The 21,633-nt window shown below is 41.6% G+C and carries 18 protein-coding genes and 1 riboswitch; of the genes, 10 read left to right on the forward strand and 8 right to left on the reverse strand.

The window, feature by feature from the left end:
* Nucleotides 1-286: 286 nt before the first annotated feature.
* The 6 genes from H5114_RS08410 to H5114_RS08435 all read left to right on the forward strand — a co-directional run bounded on the left by H5114_RS08410 (nt 287) and on the right by H5114_RS08435 (nt 7,848).
* A complete protein-coding gene (locus tag H5114_RS08410) occupies nt 287-853 on the forward strand; it encodes a phosphoribosyltransferase (protein ID WP_101085918.1) in 567 nt (188 codons plus the stop codon).
* Between the two features lie 176 nt (nt 854-1,029).
* Nucleotides 1,030-2,943, forward strand: a complete 1,914-nt coding sequence (locus tag H5114_RS08415) for a U32 family peptidase (RefSeq protein WP_124015554.1) — start codon at nt 1,030-1,032, stop codon at nt 2,941-2,943.
* 195 nt (nt 2,944-3,138) lie between these two features.
* Nucleotides 3,139-3,462: a DUF3622 domain-containing protein gene (locus H5114_RS08420; RefSeq protein ID WP_182722683.1), complete on the forward strand. Its 324-nt coding sequence runs from the start codon at nt 3,139-3,141 to the stop codon at nt 3,460-3,462.
* 125 nt (nt 3,463-3,587) lie between these two features.
* The gene (locus tag H5114_RS08425) at nt 3,588-4,253 is read left to right on the forward strand and encodes a hypothetical protein (RefSeq protein ID WP_182697497.1); all 666 of its coding nucleotides are present in this window, start codon (nt 3,588-3,590) and stop codon (nt 4,251-4,253) included.
* A 374-nt stretch (nt 4,254-4,627) separates the two neighbouring features.
* Nucleotides 4,628-4,846, forward strand: a riboswitch (cobalamin riboswitch).
* Nucleotides 4,847-4,985: 139 nt separating this feature from the next.
* The gene (locus H5114_RS08430) at nt 4,986-6,965 is read left to right on the forward strand and encodes a TonB-dependent receptor (RefSeq protein ID WP_182722684.1); all 1,980 of its coding nucleotides are present in this window, start codon (nt 4,986-4,988) and stop codon (nt 6,963-6,965) included.
* Nucleotides 6,966-7,107: 142 nt separating this feature from the next.
* Complete coding sequence (locus H5114_RS08435; RefSeq protein WP_182697495.1) at nt 7,108-7,848, forward strand: HDOD domain-containing protein; 741 nt, start codon at nt 7,108-7,110, stop codon at nt 7,846-7,848.
* On the opposite strand, the gene H5114_RS08440 is transcribed toward H5114_RS08435, so the two are convergent.
* On the reverse strand, nt 7,831-8,733 hold the full coding sequence (locus tag H5114_RS08440) for a LysR family transcriptional regulator (protein WP_182722685.1): 903 nt from the start codon (nt 8,731-8,733) through the stop codon (nt 7,831-7,833). The genes H5114_RS08435 and H5114_RS08440 overlap by 18 nt on opposite strands.
* Nucleotides 8,734-8,888: 155 nt before the next feature.
* Between H5114_RS08440 and metE the strand changes: the two genes are divergently transcribed.
* Together metE and H5114_RS08450 are read left to right on the forward strand one after the other, a co-directional pair.
* A complete protein-coding gene (gene metE / locus H5114_RS08445) occupies nt 8,889-11,180 on the forward strand; it encodes a 5-methyltetrahydropteroyltriglutamate--homocysteine S-methyltransferase (RefSeq protein ID WP_182722686.1) in 2,292 nt (763 codons plus the stop codon).
* 211 nt (nt 11,181-11,391) lie between these two features.
* A complete protein-coding gene (locus H5114_RS08450; RefSeq protein WP_124015561.1) occupies nt 11,392-11,604 on the forward strand; it encodes a dodecin in 213 nt (70 codons plus the stop codon).
* Between the two features lie 14 nt (nt 11,605-11,618).
* Here the strand turns inward: H5114_RS08450 and queG are convergent, their stop codons facing one another.
* Together queG and H5114_RS08460 are read right to left on the reverse strand one after the other, a co-directional pair.
* Nucleotides 11,619-12,848 (reverse strand): tRNA epoxyqueuosine(34) reductase QueG, encoded by a 1,230-nt coding sequence (queG, locus tag H5114_RS08455; protein WP_182697492.1) that lies wholly within the window; start codon nt 12,846-12,848, stop codon nt 11,619-11,621.
* A gap of 40 nt (nt 12,849-12,888) precedes the next feature.
* On the reverse strand, nt 12,889-14,775 hold the full coding sequence (locus tag H5114_RS08460; protein ID WP_182722687.1) for a GGDEF domain-containing protein: 1,887 nt from the start codon (nt 14,773-14,775) through the stop codon (nt 12,889-12,891).
* Nucleotides 14,776-15,009: 234 nt separating this feature from the next.
* Here H5114_RS08460 and H5114_RS08465 point away from each other — a divergent pair, with 234 nt between their 5' ends.
* Together H5114_RS08465 and H5114_RS08470 are read left to right on the forward strand one after the other, a co-directional pair.
* Nucleotides 15,010-15,546, forward strand: a complete 537-nt coding sequence (locus H5114_RS08465; RefSeq protein ID WP_124015564.1) for a phosphatase PAP2 family protein — start codon at nt 15,010-15,012, stop codon at nt 15,544-15,546.
* Between the two features lie 10 nt (nt 15,547-15,556).
* Nucleotides 15,557-15,991: a DUF3069 domain-containing protein gene (locus tag H5114_RS08470; protein ID WP_124015565.1), complete on the forward strand. Its 435-nt coding sequence runs from the start codon at nt 15,557-15,559 to the stop codon at nt 15,989-15,991.
* A 145-nt stretch (nt 15,992-16,136) separates the two neighbouring features.
* On the opposite strand, the gene H5114_RS08475 is transcribed toward H5114_RS08470, so the two are convergent.
* The 5 genes from H5114_RS08475 to H5114_RS08495 form a co-directional block, all read right to left on the reverse strand.
* The gene (locus H5114_RS08475; protein ID WP_182697490.1) at nt 16,137-17,825 is read right to left on the reverse strand and encodes an NAD-dependent malic enzyme; all 1,689 of its coding nucleotides are present in this window, start codon (nt 17,823-17,825) and stop codon (nt 16,137-16,139) included.
* A 239-nt stretch (nt 17,826-18,064) separates the two neighbouring features.
* The gene (locus H5114_RS08480; protein WP_124015567.1) at nt 18,065-18,529 is read right to left on the reverse strand and encodes a DUF1456 family protein; all 465 of its coding nucleotides are present in this window, start codon (nt 18,527-18,529) and stop codon (nt 18,065-18,067) included.
* Nucleotides 18,530-18,613: 84 nt separating this feature from the next.
* Nucleotides 18,614-19,678: a serine hydrolase gene (locus H5114_RS08485; RefSeq protein WP_182722688.1), complete on the reverse strand. Its 1,065-nt coding sequence runs from the start codon at nt 19,676-19,678 to the stop codon at nt 18,614-18,616.
* On the reverse strand, nt 19,675-20,940 hold the full coding sequence (locus H5114_RS08490; RefSeq protein WP_182722689.1) for an Nramp family divalent metal transporter: 1,266 nt from the start codon (nt 20,938-20,940) through the stop codon (nt 19,675-19,677). Before H5114_RS08490 ends, H5114_RS08485 begins: the two co-directional genes overlap by 4 nt.
* Nucleotides 20,941-20,950: 10 nt before the next feature.
* Nucleotides 20,951-21,490, reverse strand: a complete 540-nt coding sequence (locus tag H5114_RS08495) for a PH domain-containing protein (protein WP_182722690.1) — start codon at nt 21,488-21,490, stop codon at nt 20,951-20,953.
* Between the last annotated feature and the right edge of the window lie 143 nt (nt 21,491-21,633).

A 21,633-nucleotide genomic window follows, 5' to 3' on the forward strand; every position in this document is an offset into this window, starting at 1 on the left:
GATTTATACTCGCAGAGATGTCGATTTGAGCCTGCATAAGCAGCTTTATTTGGCGATCTGGACCTCGACCTGAATGTAATGCTTAAGGGCTTGGTAATCTGGCGCCGAGCAAATGATTCAATCAAGCGAGGATGGACAGCATCAGCTGGCTGATTACAGGGGATTGCGATTTCATGAAGCGGTTAAATTTTTTATTTACCTTGATCAATTAATTACTATTCTTACAGGCAAGAAAGCTTTATTTGGTATAAAATTCCCCGCAATAAAATAATCGGGGGCTTAACCAATGACAGATAAACACTTTATTAGTGCGCAACAACTACTGGAAGATTCATTTAGACTCGCTGCACAAGTGTATGACAGTGGCTTTCGACCACAGTTTATTGTGGGTATTTGGCGCGGCGGTGCTCCAATCGGTATTGCAGTACAAGAATATTTCGATTTTAAGAAAGTTGAAACTGACCACATCGCGGTGAGAACCTCTTCTTATTATGGCATTGGAACCGATAAGCAAGATAAAAATATTAAAGTACATGGTCTGCATTATATTATTGAAAACGCTAACGCCAGTGATGGTTTGTTGATTGTTGATGACGTCTTTGACTCAGGGCGCAGCATTGATGCGCTTATTGGTAAGTTAAGAAAGTTTATGCGCTTGAACATGCCAACGGATATCCGTATTGCCTGCCCTTACTACAAACCGAAAAATACCAAAGTGGACCTAAAACCAGAATATTTCATTCATTCATCTGAAGATTGGTTAGTGTTCCCACATGAAGTGTCTGGTTTAAACCCACAAGAAATTGCTGAAGGCAAAGCTGACTTTAAGAACATCCAAGAGTTGTTTTTATAAGCTTAATGCTTCACAGCTTATCGCGGTTATTAGCAACGAATTTACTTAGAACTTTGGGTAAAGTTTGCTAAAATACAAGCACTATGCGAGTGCGCCAACATACTTATGTCAATGCGATAATATTAGTATGTTGGCGCACTTTTTTATCCGAATTGATGCGAAATTTAGTTAACATTATGGTTTCTGTAGAATTGTTCACCCCAGAGGCTCCTGTAAAGCGCCAGTTAGAACTCTTAGCCCCCGCTAAAAATGCCGATTATGGCATTGAAGCTATTCGTCATGGTGCTGATGCGGTTTATATTGGTGGCCCAGCGTTTGGTGCCCGTCACAATGCTGGCAACAGTATTGAAGACATTGCTCGCTTAGCAGAATTTGCTCATCGTTATCATGCCCAAGTGTTTGTGGCCTTAAACACTATTTTAATGGATGACGAACTTGATAAAGCCCAAAAGCTAATTTGGCAGCTTTATGAAGCGGGTGTCGATGCCTTGATTGTGCAAGACATGGGGGTGTTACAATTTGATCTTCCGCCTATTGCGTTACATGCCAGCACCCAAACCGATAACCGCAGCCCAGAAAAAACGGTATTTTTTGAGCAAGTTGGTTTTTCTCAGGTGGTGTTAGCCCGCGAGCTGAATATTCCCCAAATTCGTGATATCGCAGCCAGCACAAAAATGAAGTTAGAGTTCTTTATTCATGGCGCTCTGTGCGTCAGCTACAGTGGTTTATGTAATTTAAGTCACGCTTACTCTAATCGCAGTGCTAATCGCGGTGAATGTTCACAAATGTGTCGATTACCCTGTAATTTGACCACGCGTGAAGGCGAGGTCTTAGCCGAAAATAAGCACTTATTGTCATTAAAAGATAATAATCAAACGGATAATTTAGAGGCATTAATTGATGCGGGTATTAGCTCGTTTAAAATTGAAGGCCGTTTAAAAGACATTACTTACCTTAAGAATGTTACCGCACATTATCGCCAGCAGCTTGATGCGATTATTGCCAAGCGTGCCGATCTAGAATCTATCTCTCATGGTCGTTGCGAATTTAATTTTACTCCCGATCCTGATAAAAGCTTTAACCGCGGTAAAACCGATTATTTTGTTAATGAACGGACCGAGGCGATTGAGCATTTTAGTTCGCCTAAGTTTATTGGTGAAAAAGTGGGCCGAATTACTCATGTCGGTAAAGACTTTATTAAAATCGATACCAGTGAAAGTGGTAAAGACATTCACTTTAACAATGGTGATGGTCTGTGTTTCTTTGTTGAGCATTATGAAACTCAGCGTTTGTCTGACGATAAACTCTCTGGTGTACGCATCAACCGCGCTGAGGGCAACACTTTATATTTAACTGAAGTGCCCAAAGATCTTAAAATTGGGGTGATGATGTTCCGAAACTTTGATCATAAGTTCGAAGCTATCCTCAACAAAGATTCAGCTAGCCGTAAAATTGCTGTCGATATGCAATTCTTTGATACTGATGACGGCGTAGGCTTAACGATTACCGATGTGCATAATATTAGTGCCACCGTCACCTTAGTGTGCGATAAAGCTCCTGCTAATGATCAAGCTAAAACCGCTGAAAATTTGAAAAAACAACTTAGTAAACTTGGCAGTAGCGACTTTGTGCTGAATAAGATTAATTTGCTGACACAAACCATGTGGTTTTTACCTGCCTCTGTGGTTAATGAGTTACGCCGCGATGCCGTAAGTGCATTAATGGCGGCAAGGGTTGCCAGTTACCAACGACCTGAGCGTTGGGTGCATGATAAAACGGCGCGTTTTCCACAAAAAGCATTGAGCTTTTTATCCAATGTGGCCAACGAAAAAGCCAAATCGTTTTATCATCAACATGGGGTGATTCAAATTGAAGACACCTATGAAAAAAATAATGTGTTACATGATGCACCGTTAATGGTGACCAAACATTGTCTCCGCTACAGCTTTAATCTATGCCCGAAAGAAGTTGAAGGTATTAAAGCTGATCCGATGTTTTTAGATGTTGGCAAAGATAAATTGAAGTTAGTATTCGACTGCCATAAATGCGAAATGATGATTGTTGGCTCCAACCAATTAGTCAAACAATAATGGTGTAGCAGCAATATTTTATTCATCATTGCTTTTCCAGTGGCAATATTCTCCTTGTCACTGGATAAGTTTTTTGAATAAGCTGAAAAAACAGCCATTAAATAGCTGCCCAAACTCGTGCGTTTCGAGTACACTGCGCGGCTGAAATTTCACGGGTTTAAGCCTGTGATACCTTAAGTTAGGAAAGAATAGATTATGAGCGATAGCAAAAAGTATGCTTTACGTGTTATTCAAATTGAAAACACGTGGAAAACTGAAATTACTCGTCGTATGACAGCGACTAAAACCATAGTATCAAAAAGCCAAGATGGTTTTGCCACAGAAGCTGAAGCCATTGCATGGGGCGAGCAATCACTGCAAGGTTTTTTAGCTAAGCAAGCTGATCGTAACAAGCGTAAAACTGAGAAACACCTTAAAGCTAAAAGCGTAGCCGCGGCCATTGCTGCTGAATCAGCTATCGACGAAGAAGAACTTTTCGACGCCGAAGATGATGCTGAAGATGACGAAGCGTTTAATTAATATGTTATCCAAGATGTAAATGTTATAGATAAGTTTCAATTTTTGTATGTTCAGGATAGGATATGCTCAATTAGAATGGTTTCGATCAACTTATCTTTATCTTGACCAAATAAGGATTCATTTGGATGAACAAGATTGCTGCAATTATTGGCTGCTCGGGGTGCATAGGGATATTGTTCCTGTTCCCGAGTAGTGCATCTGCTACCTCTCAAATCCCCATGACATTTGGTGAAGTTGGTCATTCATCAGCTACTGCGGTGATGTCTGATGATGTTCAGCAACTGACAAAGCTGTCTGCGAAGTTTGGTTTTTTACCACCATTGGATTGGAAGCTTGCCTTTAATGAAAAACGTGGTGATATGACCATGGCTGAGTTTGTTCCTAGTGATGAGTCGTTAAATAATTGGTCTCGTTTAGTCTGTATGCAAGGCTTTAAGGGCTTAGCCGATGACGTTGAACCAGAACAATTTTTAAATTCAATGGCTGACACTTATCGACAACATTGCCAAGGGCAGGTTATTTATCAACAGCTCGGCAGTTCTAAGGTGGATGGCCTCGAGGCTGTGCATGGTTTATTAGGCTGTACCAGTATGCCTAATATTCATAGCGCTTCAGCTGTGATTGAAACGTCTTTTATATCCCCTTTACAAGGTGAAATGGGCTATTTTACGGTAATAAGTGACGACGATGATGTCTACCTTATTCATAAATCTATTCGTACCGACATATTTACTCCTGATACTGCACCTATCACTATCGATAATTATCGTCAGTTTATGACCCAGCCCTAATCATTTTTTCTCGGTGTTGAACATTAACCCGAAGATCTCATTTACACTTATTTGTATCCAAGTTTCAACTTTACATCTTGATGTTTACGAATGTAAATGTGTGCTCACCAGTTCGCTTAGCCTTTAAGACCATAGCAATCTATGAGTTTATTTATCATTAAGTTGAATTATCTGTGAGATTACCTTTTGTAAGTATGAAGTACACCTTAGGATCCGTTATAATCGCCGCGTTATTATTTTGCTGCGCAGACGGTTACGTTTAGCACGCAGTGACTTAATACAAGCTTGTCATAACCAAAGACATATTTTTTAATGTTGAGCTGAGCCTCATGTTATTTTAATCGCTCACCTAAAGGCTAAATCAGCGTTGAGGTGAGTGAGTCAATCTTTATGGTGCTTGCCGTGGGTCAATATCCCACAGCAGGATAATCGGGAAACCAGTGCAAGTCTGGTACTGCCCCCGCAACGGTGATTGGTGAGAGTCAGGTGCGCAACTCGATTGCGTTAATCATCTAGACTCGCGCGTGCTATGCCATTGAGGTCTTAGCACCACAGCCTTAGTCCGGAGACCGGCCTTAAAGGTGATTTCGATGATTTCGGTGGGCAGATCTCGAAATGTAATATAATACCGCTTGTTGGCATACGCTAAGAATTGATCTGTAGATTTGCCAACAGTCGTCATCTATATTGCGGCACTTTTGCCCCATTTTTCCTTTCAGGAGTTAAAGGTAAATGGGTACTAAACCAACAAAAATTGCATTGCTATTAAGTGCATTCTTCAGTGTAGTCAGTGTGAATGCTATGGCAGCAGACTCAGCGGCTTCATCTTCTTCATCTTCAGCAATCAGCATGGATGAAACCCTAGTGGTTATTGGTCGTAATGCTGCTAAGCCATTAAATATTGCTGCCAACGTCAATGTGATTGATGCTGCTGACATTCAAATGAGCGGCGCGACTAACTTAACCGATTTATTACGTGGACAATCTGGTATTCAGGTGTCGGATAATAATTCGGGAACAGTATTTTCTATGCGCGGATTTTCAGCTTCGCAAGCGGCGAATAACACCCTGATTTTAGTCGATGGACGCAGACTGAATAACATTGATATTGCAGCACCGAGTATTGAATCTATTCCAATTAACTTAATTGAGCGAGTTGAGATTCTATCTGGTAGTGCTGGTGTGTTATATGGCGATCAAGCTGTTGGCGGCGTTATCAATATTATTACTAAAGCACCAACAGAAACCAGTGGTGGCATACAAATCAGCGGTGGCAGTTTTGACACTTATGAAGCTAAAGGTGATATTTCGGGTGCTATCAATGATGCATGGCGTTACTTTTTAGCGGCGAGTTATAACAAAAGTGATAATTACCGCGACAATAACGACAATGACACCAGTTCTATTTTAGGTCGCATTCAGTATCAAACTGACGTAGAAGACTTTTTTGTCGAAGTTAATTATTTTGATAATGATCGTCAAGTACCAGGTGCACTAACGTTAGCGCAATATGAAGCCAATCCTCGCCAAGTGGCTCCTTTTTCTGAGGGTGAATTCACTCATGAAATGACCACCGCATTACGCAGTGGCTATCAGTACCAGTTAAATAATATTTGGGCATTGAGTGCCGATTTAACCTATTCTGACACGTTAATCACCAGTCTGTTATATGGCAGTGAAGGGCGAATTGAGCGTGACTTATTAAGCTTTTCGCCTAAAGCGACCGCCAATTATCACTTAGATCATGGCGACTTGAATTTGGTCACCGGCATTGATGTGAGTACAGGTGAAGCAGATTTTGATACGGCTTCTATTCAACGCAATAATAAACAGACTCAACGTAGTGCTTATGTTCAAGCATCAGTGCCTATTACCAAGACATTATCTTATGTAGTAGGTGGCCGTTACTCGGAAGTGACTGACGATTTGTATGATCAGTTACTTTATCCTAACCGTATTGAAATTGATAATGACGCCCATGCACTTGAGTTTGGTGTTAATTATCGTCCGAGCAGCGAACATCGTTTTTATGTTCGTGCTAATGATAACTTCCGCTTTGCCAAAGTCGATGAACAAGCTTATACACCGCTGACAACTCAAGGGTTAGATCCACAAACGGGTCGCTCTTATGAAGCGGGTTGGGATTATACCACTACCACTCAAACATTGAAGATCAATGCTTATCAACTTGAATTAGAAGATGAGATTGTTTACGAAGGTGGTCGAACTGATGGGCCTTATGGTGGCGGTGCTAACGTTAACGCTGATAAATCACGTCGTTTTGGTATAAGCACGGCTTATGATGTGCAGCTTTCAACGAATTGGTTATTAGGTGCGTCGTACGACTATATTGATGCAGAATTCACTCAAGGCGAGAACGATGGTAAAGCATTATCTTGGGTGGCCAAGCACTCTGGTAAAGCTTATATGAGTTACGATATATCTGCTCATTGGCAAGCGTTTGTTGAAGGTGTTTACACTGGCGAGCGTTACATGGAAGGCGACAACAGCAATACTGGCGATAAGTTAGACAGTTATGTATTAACCAACCTTGCGTTGAATTACAGCTATGTAGGGTGGAATGCCAGTTTACGTGTTGATAATTTACTTGATGAAGACTATGTCGGCACAGGGTATTACTCTGCTTATGGCAGTGGCTATTATTCAGGTACTGGTCGTTCAATTAGACTTACAGCGGGTTATCGTTTCTAGATAATTTAGTTGATCAAGTCTTAGTCACAACAGCCAGTAAATTATTACTTATGAAAGCCAGTGAACTATCGCTGGCTTTCGTTTTAATATACCGTTAAATTGATTAATAGTGTGTTAATTTTAAAAAAGGTAATCGATAGATATGACGAGTCTTGAGCAACAAGTTTTTACTCAAGTTAAAGCTATTATTAGCAATGAAGAGCAAGTCATTGGTCGTCGTGGCATATTAATTCCATTAAAAAAAGCCCTGATTAACGAAGCTGATATTAGAATCGTAATCGACATAGTCTCTGCTGATCCGGCATTGGCTGCACACTTGTTATTGCGCAGTAATAGCGCCCATTCAGCTGGAATGATATCGACTAAAAGTCGCAGTGTTAAAGATTGCTTAATTCGTTTAGGCCAAGTGAATATCTATCGATATGCATTTTCATTTTATCTTAAAGAACGCCTTGATGAACTTTCTGAACCTTACAAAAAATTAGTTCAAGGTTATTGGGCCTTAAATGAAACGATTGCAGATGATTGTTTAGAACAGTTACGTGAGCAGATTGAAACCGGTGATAACATCAAAATTGATGCGGATGAAATGCAAACCTTAGCATTATTTAGTGTTTTTGGTCAGGTGATTGTATTAACGGCTTTTGCCTATTTAAATGCAGAGCTGTCTCGCCCCGTGTCACTAAAAGTATTAAAATCACTGATTGATAACCAGCAACAACAATTATCCCTTGATGCATTTGATGCATTAGGATTGGATGACGATTTACGCGAAGAATTTTTAATTGCCCATAACTTACGCCAAACACAAAACCCTGATTCACCTGGACTTGTGCTTCGACGCGTGTTATCTAAAAGAGGTTTATTAATCAACCCGCTGTAAATTTATACCTTCACTTGCTACCAGCTCGAGCCACTGTTGGATTAAATTTGCATTAGTGGCATCGCGGCGATACGCGCCAAACAATGGACGTTTTAGTCCTTCTGCGCCTAATTTTACCGCCGTAAGACTCAGCCCCTGACTTTCTCGGATAGACCAAGTTGGTAGGGTGGCTACGCCATCATTACAGGCAACTCGCTGCAATAACATTGAGGTTAAGTCGCATTGTTTTTGCTCGCCAGGTTCAATACCAGCGGGCTCTAAAAAGTGTTTGTATATGTCTAAACGCGCGAGAGGCACTGGGTAACTGATTAAAGTTTGCTTTGCCAATTGAGCTGGTGTTACAAAGGCTTGTGCCGCTAATGCGTGATCACTGGCAACGACTAACTTTACTTCAAAATCAAATAGATGTTGATAAGCTACGCTATGTCCAGGCACTGGGTCAGAGGTGAGCACTATGTCTAAACTCCCTGTTTCCAGCGCATTGAGTGAATCAAATAAATGACGACTTGAAATATCAATTTGAGCTGCTGGCGCATATTGTTTAAATTGTTCAATAACCGGCATTAACCAACGAAAACAACTGTGGCATTCAATGCCGAGCTTAAGTTGGTGGCTTTCACCCTCTAAACCGCGCTTAAGATCAGATTCGGTTGCAATCACTTTCGGTAAGATTTCTTCCGCTAAATTCAGCAGACGTGAACCTTCGTGAGTAAACGTTAACGGTTTACTTTTACGAACAAAAATAGTTGAGTTAATCCGTGTTTCTAACTCTTTTATTTGATGAGAAAGCGCCGACTGGGTTACAAATCGTTTTTTAGCTGCACCCGCTAAACTGCCACTTTCCTTTAACGCCATCAAGGTGCGAAGGTGTCTAAGCTCTATCATTTTCTCTCCACATGAATCTTGCTCAACTAGCCGATGAAATCAATTCGATTGCTTGACAGCAGAGTAGCACAATAAACTTCTAGACGTCCAGACGCCTATGCGGGTTTTTCTGCATAAATGGCTATAAATTTTGCTTCAACGAAAAGGAAAGCAGCATGAAAATTTCAAGTTTAGGATTTCCCCGCATTGGACGTCAGCGTGAATTGAAGTTTGCACTTGAGCGTTATTGGCGCGCAGAAATCTCATTATTTGAACTGAAACAGGTCGCCAGTGAATTAAAAAAAACGCATTGGCAGTGGCAAGCAGATGCCGGCGTTGAGTTAGTTCCAGTAGGCGACTTTGCTTATTACGACCAAGTATTAACCCTAAGTGCCACCTTAAATGTGATCCCAGATCGCCACCGAGCTACTCAAGCCGATGGCAGCCAAGCGCCTATCGATATAGACACCTTATTTCGTGTTGCCCGTGGCCGATCGCAAACTGGCCAACATGCTTGTGCGGCAGAAATGACCAAGTTTTTTAACACTAACTATCATTATCAAGTGCCTGAATTAAGCGCTGATCAAAGCTTCGAGATTGCCTTTGAACAGTTGTTTGATGACGTCAGTGAAGCGCAGCAACTCGGTCATCAAGTAAAGCCGGTATTGCTTGGCCCAGTGACGTATTTGTATTTATCGAAAAGCCTGACTGAGTTTAACAAGCTATCGTTATTACCGCAGCTACTGACGGTTTATCAGCAGATTTTGCAACGTTTTGCAGACCAAGGTGTGAGTTGGGTACAACTTGATGAGCCAGTATTAGCCGCAGACTTAACCGAGGAGTGGCAGCAAGCCATTCGCCACAGTTATCAATTTTTAGCGCAACAAAAACCGGCATCATTGAAGATATTACTTGCCAGTTATTATGGCTCTATTGGCCATCATCGAGCATTGGTGAGTGCATTACCAGTTGATGGTTTGCATCTTGATTTAGTCACAGCACCACAACAAGTTGAGGCGTTTATCAAAGCGCTCGGAAGCCAACAAGTTTTATCGGTTGGAGTGATTAATGGTCGCAACGTGTGGGCTGGCGATGTTGATGTTATTGCTGATCAGCTGGCAGAATTAGCGACCACGTTGGGCGATCGTTTGTGGATTGCACCTTCATGTTCATTGTTACATTGTCCGGTTGATGTTGACGTCGAGACGCAATTGATCAGTCCGTTACAGGGACAATTAGCATTTGCCAAACAGAAACTGTTTGAACTTAGTGACATTCAGCAGTTAATTAACGATCAAGATTCACAAAGCAGCCAAGTGATTATTGATCGTTGCCAGCAAAGACGTTTAGCCACAGCTGCTGCAGCTAATCAAGAGGTTGTTCAACGTGTGTTACAGCTTACTGCGAGTGATTTTGAACGTCATAGCCCTTTTGCTCGGCGTATTATTACTCAGCAACAGAAGCTAGCACTGCCATTACTTCCCACAACCACCATAGGCTCATTTCCGCAAACGCCTGCGATTCGTGGTTTACGCAAACGCTGGCGTAAAGGCGAAATCAATGACACTGATTACCGATTACAGCTTGAGCAAGTCACTCAGGACACCATTTGTCGTCAACTTAAACTCGGTATTGACGTATTAGTGCACGGTGAAGCTGAACGAAATGACATGGTGGAGTATTTTGGTGAACAGCTCGACGGTGTTGGCTTTACTCAATTTGGTTGGGTGCAAAGTTATGGCTCTCGTTGTGTAAAACCACCGCTAATTTATGGTGATGTATCACGTCCTAAGCCGATGACGGTTGATTGGGCTACCTATGCGCAAAGTTTAACCGACAAGCCTGTCAAAGGCATGCTAACAGGCCCAGTGACCATATTGCATTGGTCGTTTGCTCGAGAAGATATCCCTCGTCAAGATATTGCCAATCAACTTGCGTTAGCGGTGCGCGATGAAGTGATCGATTTAGAAAAAGCCGGCATTGGTATTATTCAAATTGACGAGCCAGCATTTCGTGAAGGTTTACCGATTAAACAGAGCCAGTGGGCAGATTATTTAACTTGGGCAGTAGATGCCTTTAAGTTGTCGGCGGCTGGTGTTGACGATGCAACTCAAATCCATACTCACATGTGTTACAGCGAATTTAATGACACCATTAATGCCATAGCGGCTATGGATGCTGATGTGATCACCATTGAAACATCGCGCTCACGGATGGAATTATTGAATGCGTTTGAAGATTTTTGTTACCCGAACGAAATAGGTCCTGGGGTGTATGACATTCACTCGCCCAATATTCCAACGGTAGCCGAAATGGTTGACCTTATTACTAAAGCTTCGCAGAAAGTGCCGGTGAAACAATTATGGGTTAACCCTGATTGTGGTTTAAAAACCCGTACTTGGGATGAAGTAGAGCCAGCGCTGCGCAATATGATTGCAGCGACAAAAGTGCTTCGACGCCAGTTTTAATTAGCATGATGCTGCTCACAATGGGTCATTGTGCTCCACCAGCTGATCGCTGGAGCTGCGGCTTTGTTGCAGAACTCTGTGATTAACTTCTCAACCTTGCGATACTGGCTGATGGGGTATTCACTGCGGACTCATTGAGCCTATTTGCTGTGAACTGAGCCATTATTGACTACACTCAAAATACGTCTTTCAGTTAACAAAAGGAGCGATTATGAGTCACACTTATAAAGTCATTGAGCTAGTGGGTTCATCACCGATCAGTTCAGATGAGGCGATCAAAAATGCGATTGCAGAAGCCAATAAAAGTTTATTACATTTGCGCTGGTTTCAAGTTATCGAAACCCGTGGTCACTTGGAAGAAGGTTTAGTGGCTCACTGGCAAGTAACCGTTAAAGTGGGTTTTACCTTAGACCCTAATGCTTAGTTGTCGCATGTTGTTTATGCATCTCTGGGTAGACCCTTTTGGATTGATCTGATCACTCGTTGAGTTTTACGTGAAAGCGCCGACTGTGGCGCTTTTTGTATTTGTTGCACTAATGCCCATTCAATATGTTCAAGCACTATGCCATCTACTTCATCACTGTGTTTACGTTGCTCTAATGCGCTAATAATGGCCGGATTAGCCGGAGCATTACCTAATGCTATCGCGATATTACGTAACCAACGTTTATGGCCAATTCGGCGAATCGCGCTGCCTTCTGTTTGGCTTAAAAATTGGCTTTCAGACCACGCAAATAGAGTCAGTAAATCGGGTTGAATAAGCGCACTGCGAGTATGAAAATCTGTCTCTTGGGTCAGTGGTGCTTTAGCATTAACTGGGCACACGAGTTGGCAATCATCACAGCCATAAATACGATTGCCGATGAGTGGACGAAACTCTTCTGGAATAGCGCCCTGCAATTCAATGGTTAAGTAAGATATACATCGCCTTGCATCGACCACATAGGGTTCGACAATCGCATCTGTTGGGCATGACTTTATGCAGGCTACGCAAGTGTTGCAGCCTTCTTCGATTGGGATATCTAACGGCAAAGGTAAGTTAATTAATAACTCGCCGAGGAAAAACCAACTCCCGGCATCAGGGTGTAAAATGAGTGAGTGCTTGCCCGTCCAGCCTAGTCCAGCTTTATCGGCTAATGGACGTTCTAAAATCGGTGCAGAGTCAACAAACGGTCTAAAATCTGTGTTGTGAAAGTCGAATTGTTGGCAATATTGATGAATTTTATCACCGAGTTTTTTAAGCCGTTGGCGGATTAATTTATGATAATCACGTCCACCGGCATAGCGAGAAATATAACCAAGATTGGGGTCGGTTAAATTACTGGCAAAGCCAGCGTCAGGCGGTAGATAATCCATCCGGGCACAAATGACTCTAATGGTTCCTGGATGTAATTCAGCGGGTCTAGCCCGCATCATTCCATGATTAGCCATGTAAGCCATCTCACCGTGGTAACCTTTATCTAACCAATCTTGTAATACTGCCTCATGTTGGCTTAAGTCGACATCAGCAACACCAATATGAGCAAAACCAAGTTCTTTACCCCAAAGCTTGATCTGTCTATTGAGCACATCAAGCTGAGCTGCGGTCAATGGGCAGGGCTCGGGGATTGAATTGATCTCAGGATCGGTAATTGGATCAGGCGTTAATACTGGGGTCGTTGTTGTCATAACACTATCATTAAGTAAACACATGGAAATTATACGCGTTTTACTCGGCTTTGACACAATTTCGGCCGGCAGCTTTGGCAGAATAGAGCGCTTTGTCGGCTTTTAGCAATAATGGCGACAACTCTGTTTCATTGGTGTAACTGGCGACTCCGGCACTGATTGTTTGATGCAAATTAGGCGAGATTTGTGACCAATCATATTTTGCTATGGTCTCGACTAAGCGATTAGCAATCTCAATGGCTTTTGCTTTGTCGATATTAGGTAATAAAATCAAAAACTCTTCACCACCAACTCGACCAATCACATCAGTGTCACGCATCATGCTTGTACTAATTGCCGCTAGTTTTACCAGTACTTTATCGCCCATATCGTGGCCTAATGTATCGTTAACGGCTTTAAAGTTATCAGCGTCAAATGAAATCAATGATAATGGCGTGGATGATTGCTGAGCGATTTTTAAAAAGTAATTACCTTGAGAATGTGAATCACGTCTATTGGCTACTTTGGTCAGTTCATCGGTGAGCGCTAAACGCCTAAACAGACGTTTTCTGAGCAGTTGTTTGTAGGCGAAGATAGATACAATCACTAAAATGATCGCGACTAAGCTGATAATAATGATCTGCATGTCTTCATTGCGCTTCATGATGTCCAATTGCAGCTGTTTTTCTTTATCCCTTTGAATAAGCATTGTATTTTCAGTTTGAATCTTGTTGTTATCAAATCGAGCTTGCATCTCCGCATTGCGCTCTGAAAGTACTTTTTTGTCATATGATAGATGTGACTCGACAAACAATTTTAGGGTTTCATACGCCAGTTGCCATTGTTGTGAGGCTTGATATATTTCGCTTTTTAGCTGCAACACTTGATTGAGGCCACGGATATTATTACTGAAATTAAATGCTTTTTCAGCCTGGTCAATATCGATTAATGCTTGCTGATAAAGCTCTTGCTGGTAATGCACCTTGGCCATAAATAAATTCATGTAGCTATAACTGTTATCATTTTTGGATGTAATCACCTTTTGAGCATCATGCAGAATCACCTCAGCGTCTTTAAGTCTATTTAAGCTGATTAAGTTACCGGCAATACTAATCGATGCATCCGCAGCAGCAATGGGGTTATTTTCTGTTAACCAAAAATCGCGCGTTTTTTGGAAGCGTTCAATGGCTTCTTCATAACGTTCAAGCTTCTCTAATGACAGCGCAATTTGATTATTGGTGAGATTGGCTTCATAAATCTGTTTATTTTTGAGATAACTATTTTCGAGTTTTATTTGATATGTTAATGCGGTCCGGGCATCGCCAAAACGGCGATAACTATTGGCCAGCTCACCTAAATTAACATTTGCCCAATAAGTTAAATTAAGAGACTCATATAAGTTTTGCGCTGTAATAAGATCTTCGAGTGCTTCAGAAAAATTACCTAAATAAGATAGGATTGCACCTCTAGTGCTTCGGCCATCCGCAATCAAGCGCGGGTCTTCAAGTTTATAAGCATTAAGTATCGCTGTATTTAGGTCGGCAAATAAGCTGTCACTTTCTCCCTGCGCATACAAAAACCAAGCCTTACAATACTGCAGATCAATCTGGATTAAAGAGGGGGCTGGCTGACGATATATTTGCAGGTATTTATCGGCATATTTAACCGCGGCTTGCATTTCTTCCGTTGTATTCGCCGGCAAACTCCAGCAATTAAGACGTATATAGAGTTCTTGGCGAATAATATCGTCATCCGACAAGATACTTTTATACTCGCTGAGTAACTTACGATTATCTTCATCGGATATAAAGTTACCACTGTCTAACAGTGTATAAATTTCATCGGCGCGTAAATTCTTCACTGGATTAGCATAAGCAATGCTGCTAAATCCAATGGCACAGACAAGCATAATGATATGAATAATGCTGCTTAGCTTTAAAGTGGGCAAGGATGCATTTTCTCAAGTTGTTATTGTTAATTCTATGTGACAAAGACTAACAGACTTCGACTTGAAAAGTCTTGTGATTAAATTATAGCCTTGCGTTATTGTTCAATAATCTTATTTTTATCAATATGTTAACCTTATTCACTGTTAAGGGTATTTTTCTGGCGACTCAGGGCTATTTGCATTCAGTTATCTAGACGAGTATAAAGACGCCTTTGGAAATAAACAGAGATAGAAATGTTGCAGAGAATTGTGCAATTTATCGGATTAAGTTTGCTGATAGCATTATCGCCTTGTCATGCTGAAGGAAGCCTGGAAACATCGGGTGACGCTTTGCACATATTACTTCCGGCCACTGCATTGGCAGGAAGTTTAATTGTCGAAGATGATTATCAAGGTGCTTGGCAATTAGTTAAAACCGGTGTATCAAGTCGATTGTTAGTTGAAGCACTGAAATACGGTATAGAAAAAGATCGCCCAGATGGCAGTGGTAATGATTCATTTCCATCTGGTCACAGTGCCGATACCTTTGCTGCAGCGACATTTATCAACCAGCGTTACGGCTGGAAATATGGCATTCCATCATATGCGGTAGCTTCTTATGTAGCATATACGCGTGTTGCCAGTGATCAACATCATGTGGAAGATGTATTGGCTGGCGCTGCCATTGGTATCGTGGCGGGGTGGTATTTCACCGACCCTTATAAAGGGATTAGTATTGTTCCAATTGCCTCATCAGACACTTACGGCGTGTACATTAGTGGCAGATTTTAGAGAGAAAAACATGACAAAAGTTGACCCGCAGTATCAAGAAGTCGCAAAACAAATTTCGTATAACGTAGCCAATAAAGTGTTGCCGATGGATAAGTTACCTGAAACCTTGCTTGAGGCTTATGAAGGTTTGTTTAGCGAACTTATTGACGACAAAGCCAATACGTTTGCCAATGCATGGAATGGTTTGCCAGCGAGTGCGCAAAAGTTAATGACTAAAGCGGAGTTCCATGGCTTTTACATTGCCAATGCGTGGATGCAGTTAAGCCGTGTTGCGCAAGAAATTGCCGATAGTGCCGACTCTGAAGAAGAAATGAATAATAATGAATATGATGGTGTATTTGGCCGTTTAGCCGAGCAATCATTGAGAGAGTGTATACGTAAGCTTAAAAAAGCGCGTACTGACAGACCATTATTGAATAGCTTTAAATTAGTCATGTCTGCCTAATTTTGTGCACTTAAGTTTGGCGTTGCCAGATATATAAGCCAAAGTTTATGGGCAGATAAATTAATTGTTTGCTAGAAACAAAAAATCCCAACTCAGGTTGGGATTTTTTATGGCTAAAGATAACTTAAGCTAGCTTATCAATAATTTAGAATGACGTACGTTTGTAACGACGGTATTCAGGTTCCCAGAAGTTAGCTTCAATTGATTGCAGCAGTAATTCATCAGTGCAGGGCAGTGCCAAACCTTGATCAATGGCGGCTCTAGCAACAGCAAAAGCAATATATTTACTGACAGATTGAATATCTTCTAAGCGTGGCAATAGCGACCCAGTTCCCTCTTTACCTAGAGGTGAACACTCTGCTAATGCACGGCTAGATGCCATGAGCATTTCGTCAGACACACGCTTCGCGCCGCAAGATAATACTCCTAAGCCAATGCCTGGGAAGATAAAGCTATTATTACATTGCGCTATCTCAAAGGTCTCGTCATTCACAACGACAGGTTCAAATGGACTGCCTGTTGCCACTAATGCTTGGCCTGATGTCCAATGTAAAATATCTTTAGGAGTCGCTTCAACGCGGCTCGTTGGATTTGATAATGGGAATACAATTGGACGTTTACAATGCTTGTGCATTGCTCTAATGATTTCTTCAGTGAATAAACCTGGCGAACCAGATACCCCGATGAGTACAGTAGGCTTAGCGTTGTTCACGACATCAAGTAACGAAATATTGTCGCTGTAATTTTCCCATGCTTCAATCGTAGAGCAAGGTTGAGCTAACTTTTGTTGGAATGGTAATAAGTTAGGCATGTTATCAAGTAATAACCCCCAACGATCAACCATAAAGACTTGTGAACGAGCTTGTTGTTCACTAATGCCCTCTGAGACCATTTGTGCCACAATCGCTTCAGCAATACCGCAACCCGCACTGCCCGCACCTAAGAAGGTAATCCGTTGTTCGCTAAGCTTACTCTTCGCCGCTTTAGATGCCGCAAGTAGTGACCCAACAGTAACTGCTGCTGTACCTTGAATATCATCGTTAAAACTACAGTATTGATCTTTATAACGCTCAAGCAATGGCATGGCATTTTTTTGCGCAAAATCTTCAAATTGAATTAACGCATCTGGCCAACGACGGCTCACAGCCTGCATGAAAGCTTCAACAAATTCAGTATATTCTTCGCCGCCAATACGTTGATGACGCCAGCCCATGTACATAGGGTCTTCGATTAAATGTGGATTATCGGTACCTACATCTAATGTTACTGCCAAGCAATAGGCCGGGCTAATTCCGCCGCAGCTGGTGTAAAGTGATAACTTACCAATTGGGATCCCCATACCGCCAATACCTTGGTCACCTAAACCGAGAATACGTTCTCCATCGGTAACCACAATGACTTTCACTTTTTGGCGCGTTGAGTTATTTAAAATATCATCAATGCGATCTTTATTCGGATATGAAATAAATAAGCCACGGTTACGACGATAGTTTTTAGAAAAGCGTTCACAGGCTAATCCTACCGTAGGCGTGTAGATAATCGGCATCATTTCGCTAATGTTATTACGTACTAAACGATAAAATAGGGTTTCGTTAGTATCTTGAATATTGCGTAAATAGATGTGTTTATCGAGATCATTGGTGAAGTTTTTAAATTGTTCGTACGCACGAGAAGCTTGTTCATCAATGGTTTCAATAACCCAAGGAATGAGGCCTTCAAGATTAAAAAATACCCGCTCTTCTTCACTAAATGCGCTGCCTTTATTAAGCAGTGGTGATTCAAGAATGGCCGGGCCAGCAAAAGGAAGATAGAGGGGGCGTTTGTTATCGTCCATGGGGAACCTTAATGTGTTAGATCCAGTTAGATCATTATTAGAATAGGGCTGGTTTTCTTACGATTATAGATTATCACGTCTGATCTTTTTTGTGGTCTGTTAAGTGAGTCAAATCACATTATTCTTAAGTATTTTTATTCATCTCTCATTTTTGGTTGTTTATATGTAAACGCTAAAAACAAAAATGCGTAGCCTAAGCTACGCATTCATAAAGCATTATCTCAATATCTAGGCGAATATTACTTGCCGCGATGTTTGACTGATAAACCTTTGACGAAGTTTCTTAACACTTGGTCACCACATGGCTTATAGTTTTTATGATCTGGGTTACGGAATAACGCACCTAACTCAGATTTAGTCATCGAAAAATCGGCTAACAGTAACGTGGCAATAATATCTTCTTCACGCATTTCAAGTGCAACGCGTAATTTTTTGAATATTAGATTGTTGGTCAATTGCTTCAAAGGCGCTGGCACTTCTGCTCCAGGCTTTAAGCCACGATTTTGAATGATCAAACCATCTAAGAATTGACACATTAATGTGTCATTACATGCTTGATAACCTTCTTCTTCCTCTTTTTTCAACAGCGCAATAATCTGCTCTGAAGACATGTCTACATTGGCTTGGCTGAAAATGTTAATCATTTTGGCATTTGAATAGTCAAACACAAAGCGAATACGGCGAAGAATATCGTTGTTAATCATAAGGCTCTCTGGCGCGGCGGCGCATAAATGGTTTAGGTCAATTGACGAAACACTATTATAGCGAGAAATCATTGATCCGTCAGATTATTCGTATGTGGTTAATTGTTTTCTTACTGCTTGGCGTATCTTGTCGTGTAGACCAAAAACACGCTCGATATTATCCAGATCCCACGAGGTGTTTTCTAATATCACAACGGTTAATTGCGATTGCGGGTAATAGAGCATTAAGCTGATGTATCCCGGAATATAGCCTGAATGACTGTATTCAACTAAGCCTGCTTGTTGGCTGATTTGCAAACCATAGCCATAGCCTACCTCTCCCCAACGATGCTGCCTGATAGTACTTGCATGGGTCATGGCGTGATAGCTTGTGGCAGATAAAAATTGGCCTTGATGTAAACCATTTACAAACTTAACCACAGCAGCACTACTGGCTTGCATGCCGCCAAATGTAATGAAGTCAGGGTCTACCGTAAAATCAGTTAATTGTGTCCGCTGCTGCTGTTGCTCGGTATAGCCATCAACCAAGCGTGTTTGCTTAGCCTGACGCTGCGCAATTGAACCGGTATTAGCTTGGAGATCAAGCTGATTGGTTAGGGCAAATTGATTAACCAATTGCCCATAAGGTTGTTGGTAAACCTGAGTTAATAAATCGCCAAGCAATTTATAGCCATAGTTTGAGTAACTAAACTGGCTGGCAGGTATAAATTGAGACCCGGCATTAAGACTCGGTGATTTAGGCGGTGTTATTCCTGAAGTATGATTTAATAGCTGACTAATCGTGATTGGGTGTTCGGTGATGATCTCAAGGTAATCTGTGATGTTATCGCTCAATGCTAACTTTTTCTGATCCACCGCCTGTAATACAAGCGTGGCGGTGATCGTTTTAGAAATAGATCCAAGCATAAATATGCTGTCTGGTGTTATGCCGTTACCTGCTTGATAATTAACATAACGGTTATGATTGTCGCTAATGACAATGCTACCGCTAAACGGTCTTGAATCCTTATCTATGATGGTTTGCACATCCGCTGCAGTTAATGCAAATGCACTGAGTTGAAATGACACTGAGGTTACTGTTAATGCCAGTAACAAACGGGTGATTTTTTGTAAGCCAGTTAAGTATTTACACCATTGTGATGTGATCATTTTGTGAGATACCAATAAACAAATAAGATTGCGAAGCCAACTAAATACCATAAACCAATCCACGACAGCCCCACCATAACACGACCATAACGATGCTTTTCCGCTAAGGTGTTACTGGTCATTAACCGGAAGTTAAGCCAAGCAAAAATAACTGTGGTCATAAAAGCAAGGATCATCACAAATTCTAGCAGCGGTAATAAGGCCCCTTTAAAGAATAGAATAAGTAATAAACCAAGCGCACTGATCCCGAGCATAATGGGGGTTAAATAATTGCGTGTTGATGTGGTGTTAGACAACAATTTCCAGCCCATCTCGAGTGTGCGGCTGTAGCCATCTATCACAGTCACTGTGGTGCTAAAAATACATAAAAACGCCACAATGCCAATTAAGTAACGGCTTTGATTACCCATAACTTGGCTATAGAGGGTGATCAATTGTGAGGCAAATGCCGCGCCTGAATCAGAAAAACGCTCACCACTGCCGTGCATGACTAATGCGCCTAGCGCTAAAAATACAATTGCCAACACAGCCGTGGTGACATAGCCTAAATTAAAATCAAAAATAGCCTGCTTGGCGGTCACCGTTTGGTTTTTACGTTTTTCTATTAACCATAACGAGTTCCAAGTGCTGACTTCTATTGGCGCGGGCATCCAACCCATCATCGCCACTAAAAAACCGACATACGCCCATTGCCAGGGAGATTCGCTGATCACTGGAGTGCCGAATCCGCTATGACGATTAAAGGCCAATGCCACGGCGACTAGGGTGGTGAGTGTAAGAGCTAGCATGATAATTTTGGTCATTTTATCAAGCAGTTTGTAGTGGCCTAAAATCAATAGTGCTAACGAGCTGGCCAATACAATTAGCGCTAATAGGTCAATTGATAGCGGAATAAACTGAGTTAACATTGCCGCCGTTAACATGCATACCCCAGCGGTACTGGCAATGGCAGCAATCACATTGAGCCCGGTAAACAGCATCAAATATCCACGGCCTTGCTTATGATAGCCATGCAATAAACTTTCATCAGTGGCTGCAGTGTAGCGAGCTCCAGCAGCGAAGAAAGGGTACTTAACGATATTGACTAATAAAATGAGCCATGCCAGTTGCCAACCAAATTCGGCACCGGCTCGAGTTGAGGCGACTAAATGAGAAGCGCCAATCGCGGCGGCGGCCATTAAGATTCCAGGTCCAGTGGCTTTAAAAAGTGTGCTTGCGCGAGATATCCACGGTAAGTCTGATGCAGTTTGTTGCTTAAGCATAATAAAAAACCTAGTTTGATGGTTTAGCGTTTAATGACTGTTCTATGCGCAATAAAGTGGCATTCATTTGTTGTAGGTGGTCGAGGATTAGTACATCGGTATTTTCATCGGCAGGGGCATTACCTTTTTGTACCATGATTTTTGACTTTTGTGCCAATACCTGGGATCTAAAGTGAGTAACATCTACAACGCCCGTTAAGCTAATCAATGCGCCTGCAGAAGATTGGCCCGCGGTTTCTATGGTCAGTTTATGAAGGTCAAACATACGCATAATAGGACCTTGAATAAGTGCCATGTCGGTGATTTTATCCAATGGAACGGTATTTTCAGTCCGTGTGAATAAGCCTTTACGCACAATCAGTTTCTGCTCGGTTAGTTCAGCACTCATATTATTAATGTAATGCCTAGTCGCTAATAGTCCCAATGGAAACCATAGTAATAACAATGGAATACCAATAAAGCTAAGGATAAATACTAGGCTGCCAGACAACAACCAATACAGGCCTAGGTTTGCGTGGAAGTGGGCACTAACTAGTGTTTTATCGCTCATATGACCTCCTTGTTAAATAGATTTAAATTCACTTTTTTTAACTATTTATTCTTGATTAAGTGATTGGTTGCATTTACATTAAGCCATTGTATTGACTTTGTTAAATTTTAACCTAAGTTGGTTGTGTCAATCCAACAAAGTTG

It is taken from the genome of Shewanella sp. SR43-8 (assembly GCF_014163775.1).
GTDB classification, from domain to species: Bacteria; Pseudomonadota; Gammaproteobacteria; order Enterobacterales; family Shewanellaceae; genus Shewanella; species Shewanella vesiculosa.

Excerpts from the sequence above, each read along its gene's own strand:
- H5114_RS08425 (WP_182697497.1), top strand. The coding sequence starts at position 3,588 with ATGAACAAGATTGCTGCAATTATTGGCTGCTCGGGGTGCATAGGGATA.
- H5114_RS08450 (WP_124015561.1), top strand. The coding sequence starts at position 11,392 with ATGAGTCACACTTATAAAGTCATTGAGCTAGTGGGTTCATCACCGATC.
- H5114_RS08480 (WP_124015567.1), bottom strand. The coding sequence starts at position 18,529 with ATGATTAACAACGATATTCTTCGCCGTATTCGCTTTGTGTTTGACTAT.
- H5114_RS08435 (WP_182697495.1), top strand. The coding sequence starts at position 7,108 with ATGACGAGTCTTGAGCAACAAGTTTTTACTCAAGTTAAAGCTATTATT.
- H5114_RS08470 (WP_124015565.1), top strand. The coding sequence starts at position 15,557 with ATGACAAAAGTTGACCCGCAGTATCAAGAAGTCGCAAAACAAATTTCG.
- H5114_RS08420 (WP_182722683.1), top strand. The coding sequence starts at position 3,139 with ATGAGCGATAGCAAAAAGTATGCTTTACGTGTTATTCAAATTGAAAAC.
- H5114_RS08440 (WP_182722685.1), bottom strand. The coding sequence starts at position 8,733 with ATGATAGAGCTTAGACACCTTCGCACCTTGATGGCGTTAAAGGAAAGT.
- queG (WP_182697492.1), bottom strand. The coding sequence starts at position 12,848 with ATGACAACAACGACCCCAGTATTAACGCCTGATCCAATTACCGATCCT.
- metE (WP_182722686.1), top strand. The coding sequence starts at position 8,889 with ATGAAAATTTCAAGTTTAGGATTTCCCCGCATTGGACGTCAGCGTGAA.
- H5114_RS08490 (WP_182722689.1), bottom strand. The coding sequence starts at position 20,940 with ATGCTTAAGCAACAAACTGCATCAGACTTACCGTGGATATCTCGCGCA.
- H5114_RS08410 (WP_101085918.1), top strand. The coding sequence starts at position 287 with ATGACAGATAAACACTTTATTAGTGCGCAACAACTACTGGAAGATTCA.
- H5114_RS08465 (WP_124015564.1), top strand. The coding sequence starts at position 15,010 with ATGTTGCAGAGAATTGTGCAATTTATCGGATTAAGTTTGCTGATAGCA.
- H5114_RS08495 (WP_182722690.1), bottom strand. The coding sequence starts at position 21,490 with ATGAGCGATAAAACACTAGTTAGTGCCCACTTCCACGCAAACCTAGGC.
- H5114_RS08475 (WP_182697490.1), bottom strand. The coding sequence starts at position 17,825 with ATGGACGATAACAAACGCCCCCTCTATCTTCCTTTTGCTGGCCCGGCC.
- H5114_RS08485 (WP_182722688.1), bottom strand. The coding sequence starts at position 19,678 with ATGATCACATCACAATGGTGTAAATACTTAACTGGCTTACAAAAAATC.
- H5114_RS08430 (WP_182722684.1), top strand. The coding sequence starts at position 4,986 with ATGGGTACTAAACCAACAAAAATTGCATTGCTATTAAGTGCATTCTTC.
- H5114_RS08415 (WP_124015554.1), top strand. The coding sequence starts at position 1,030 with ATGGTTTCTGTAGAATTGTTCACCCCAGAGGCTCCTGTAAAGCGCCAG.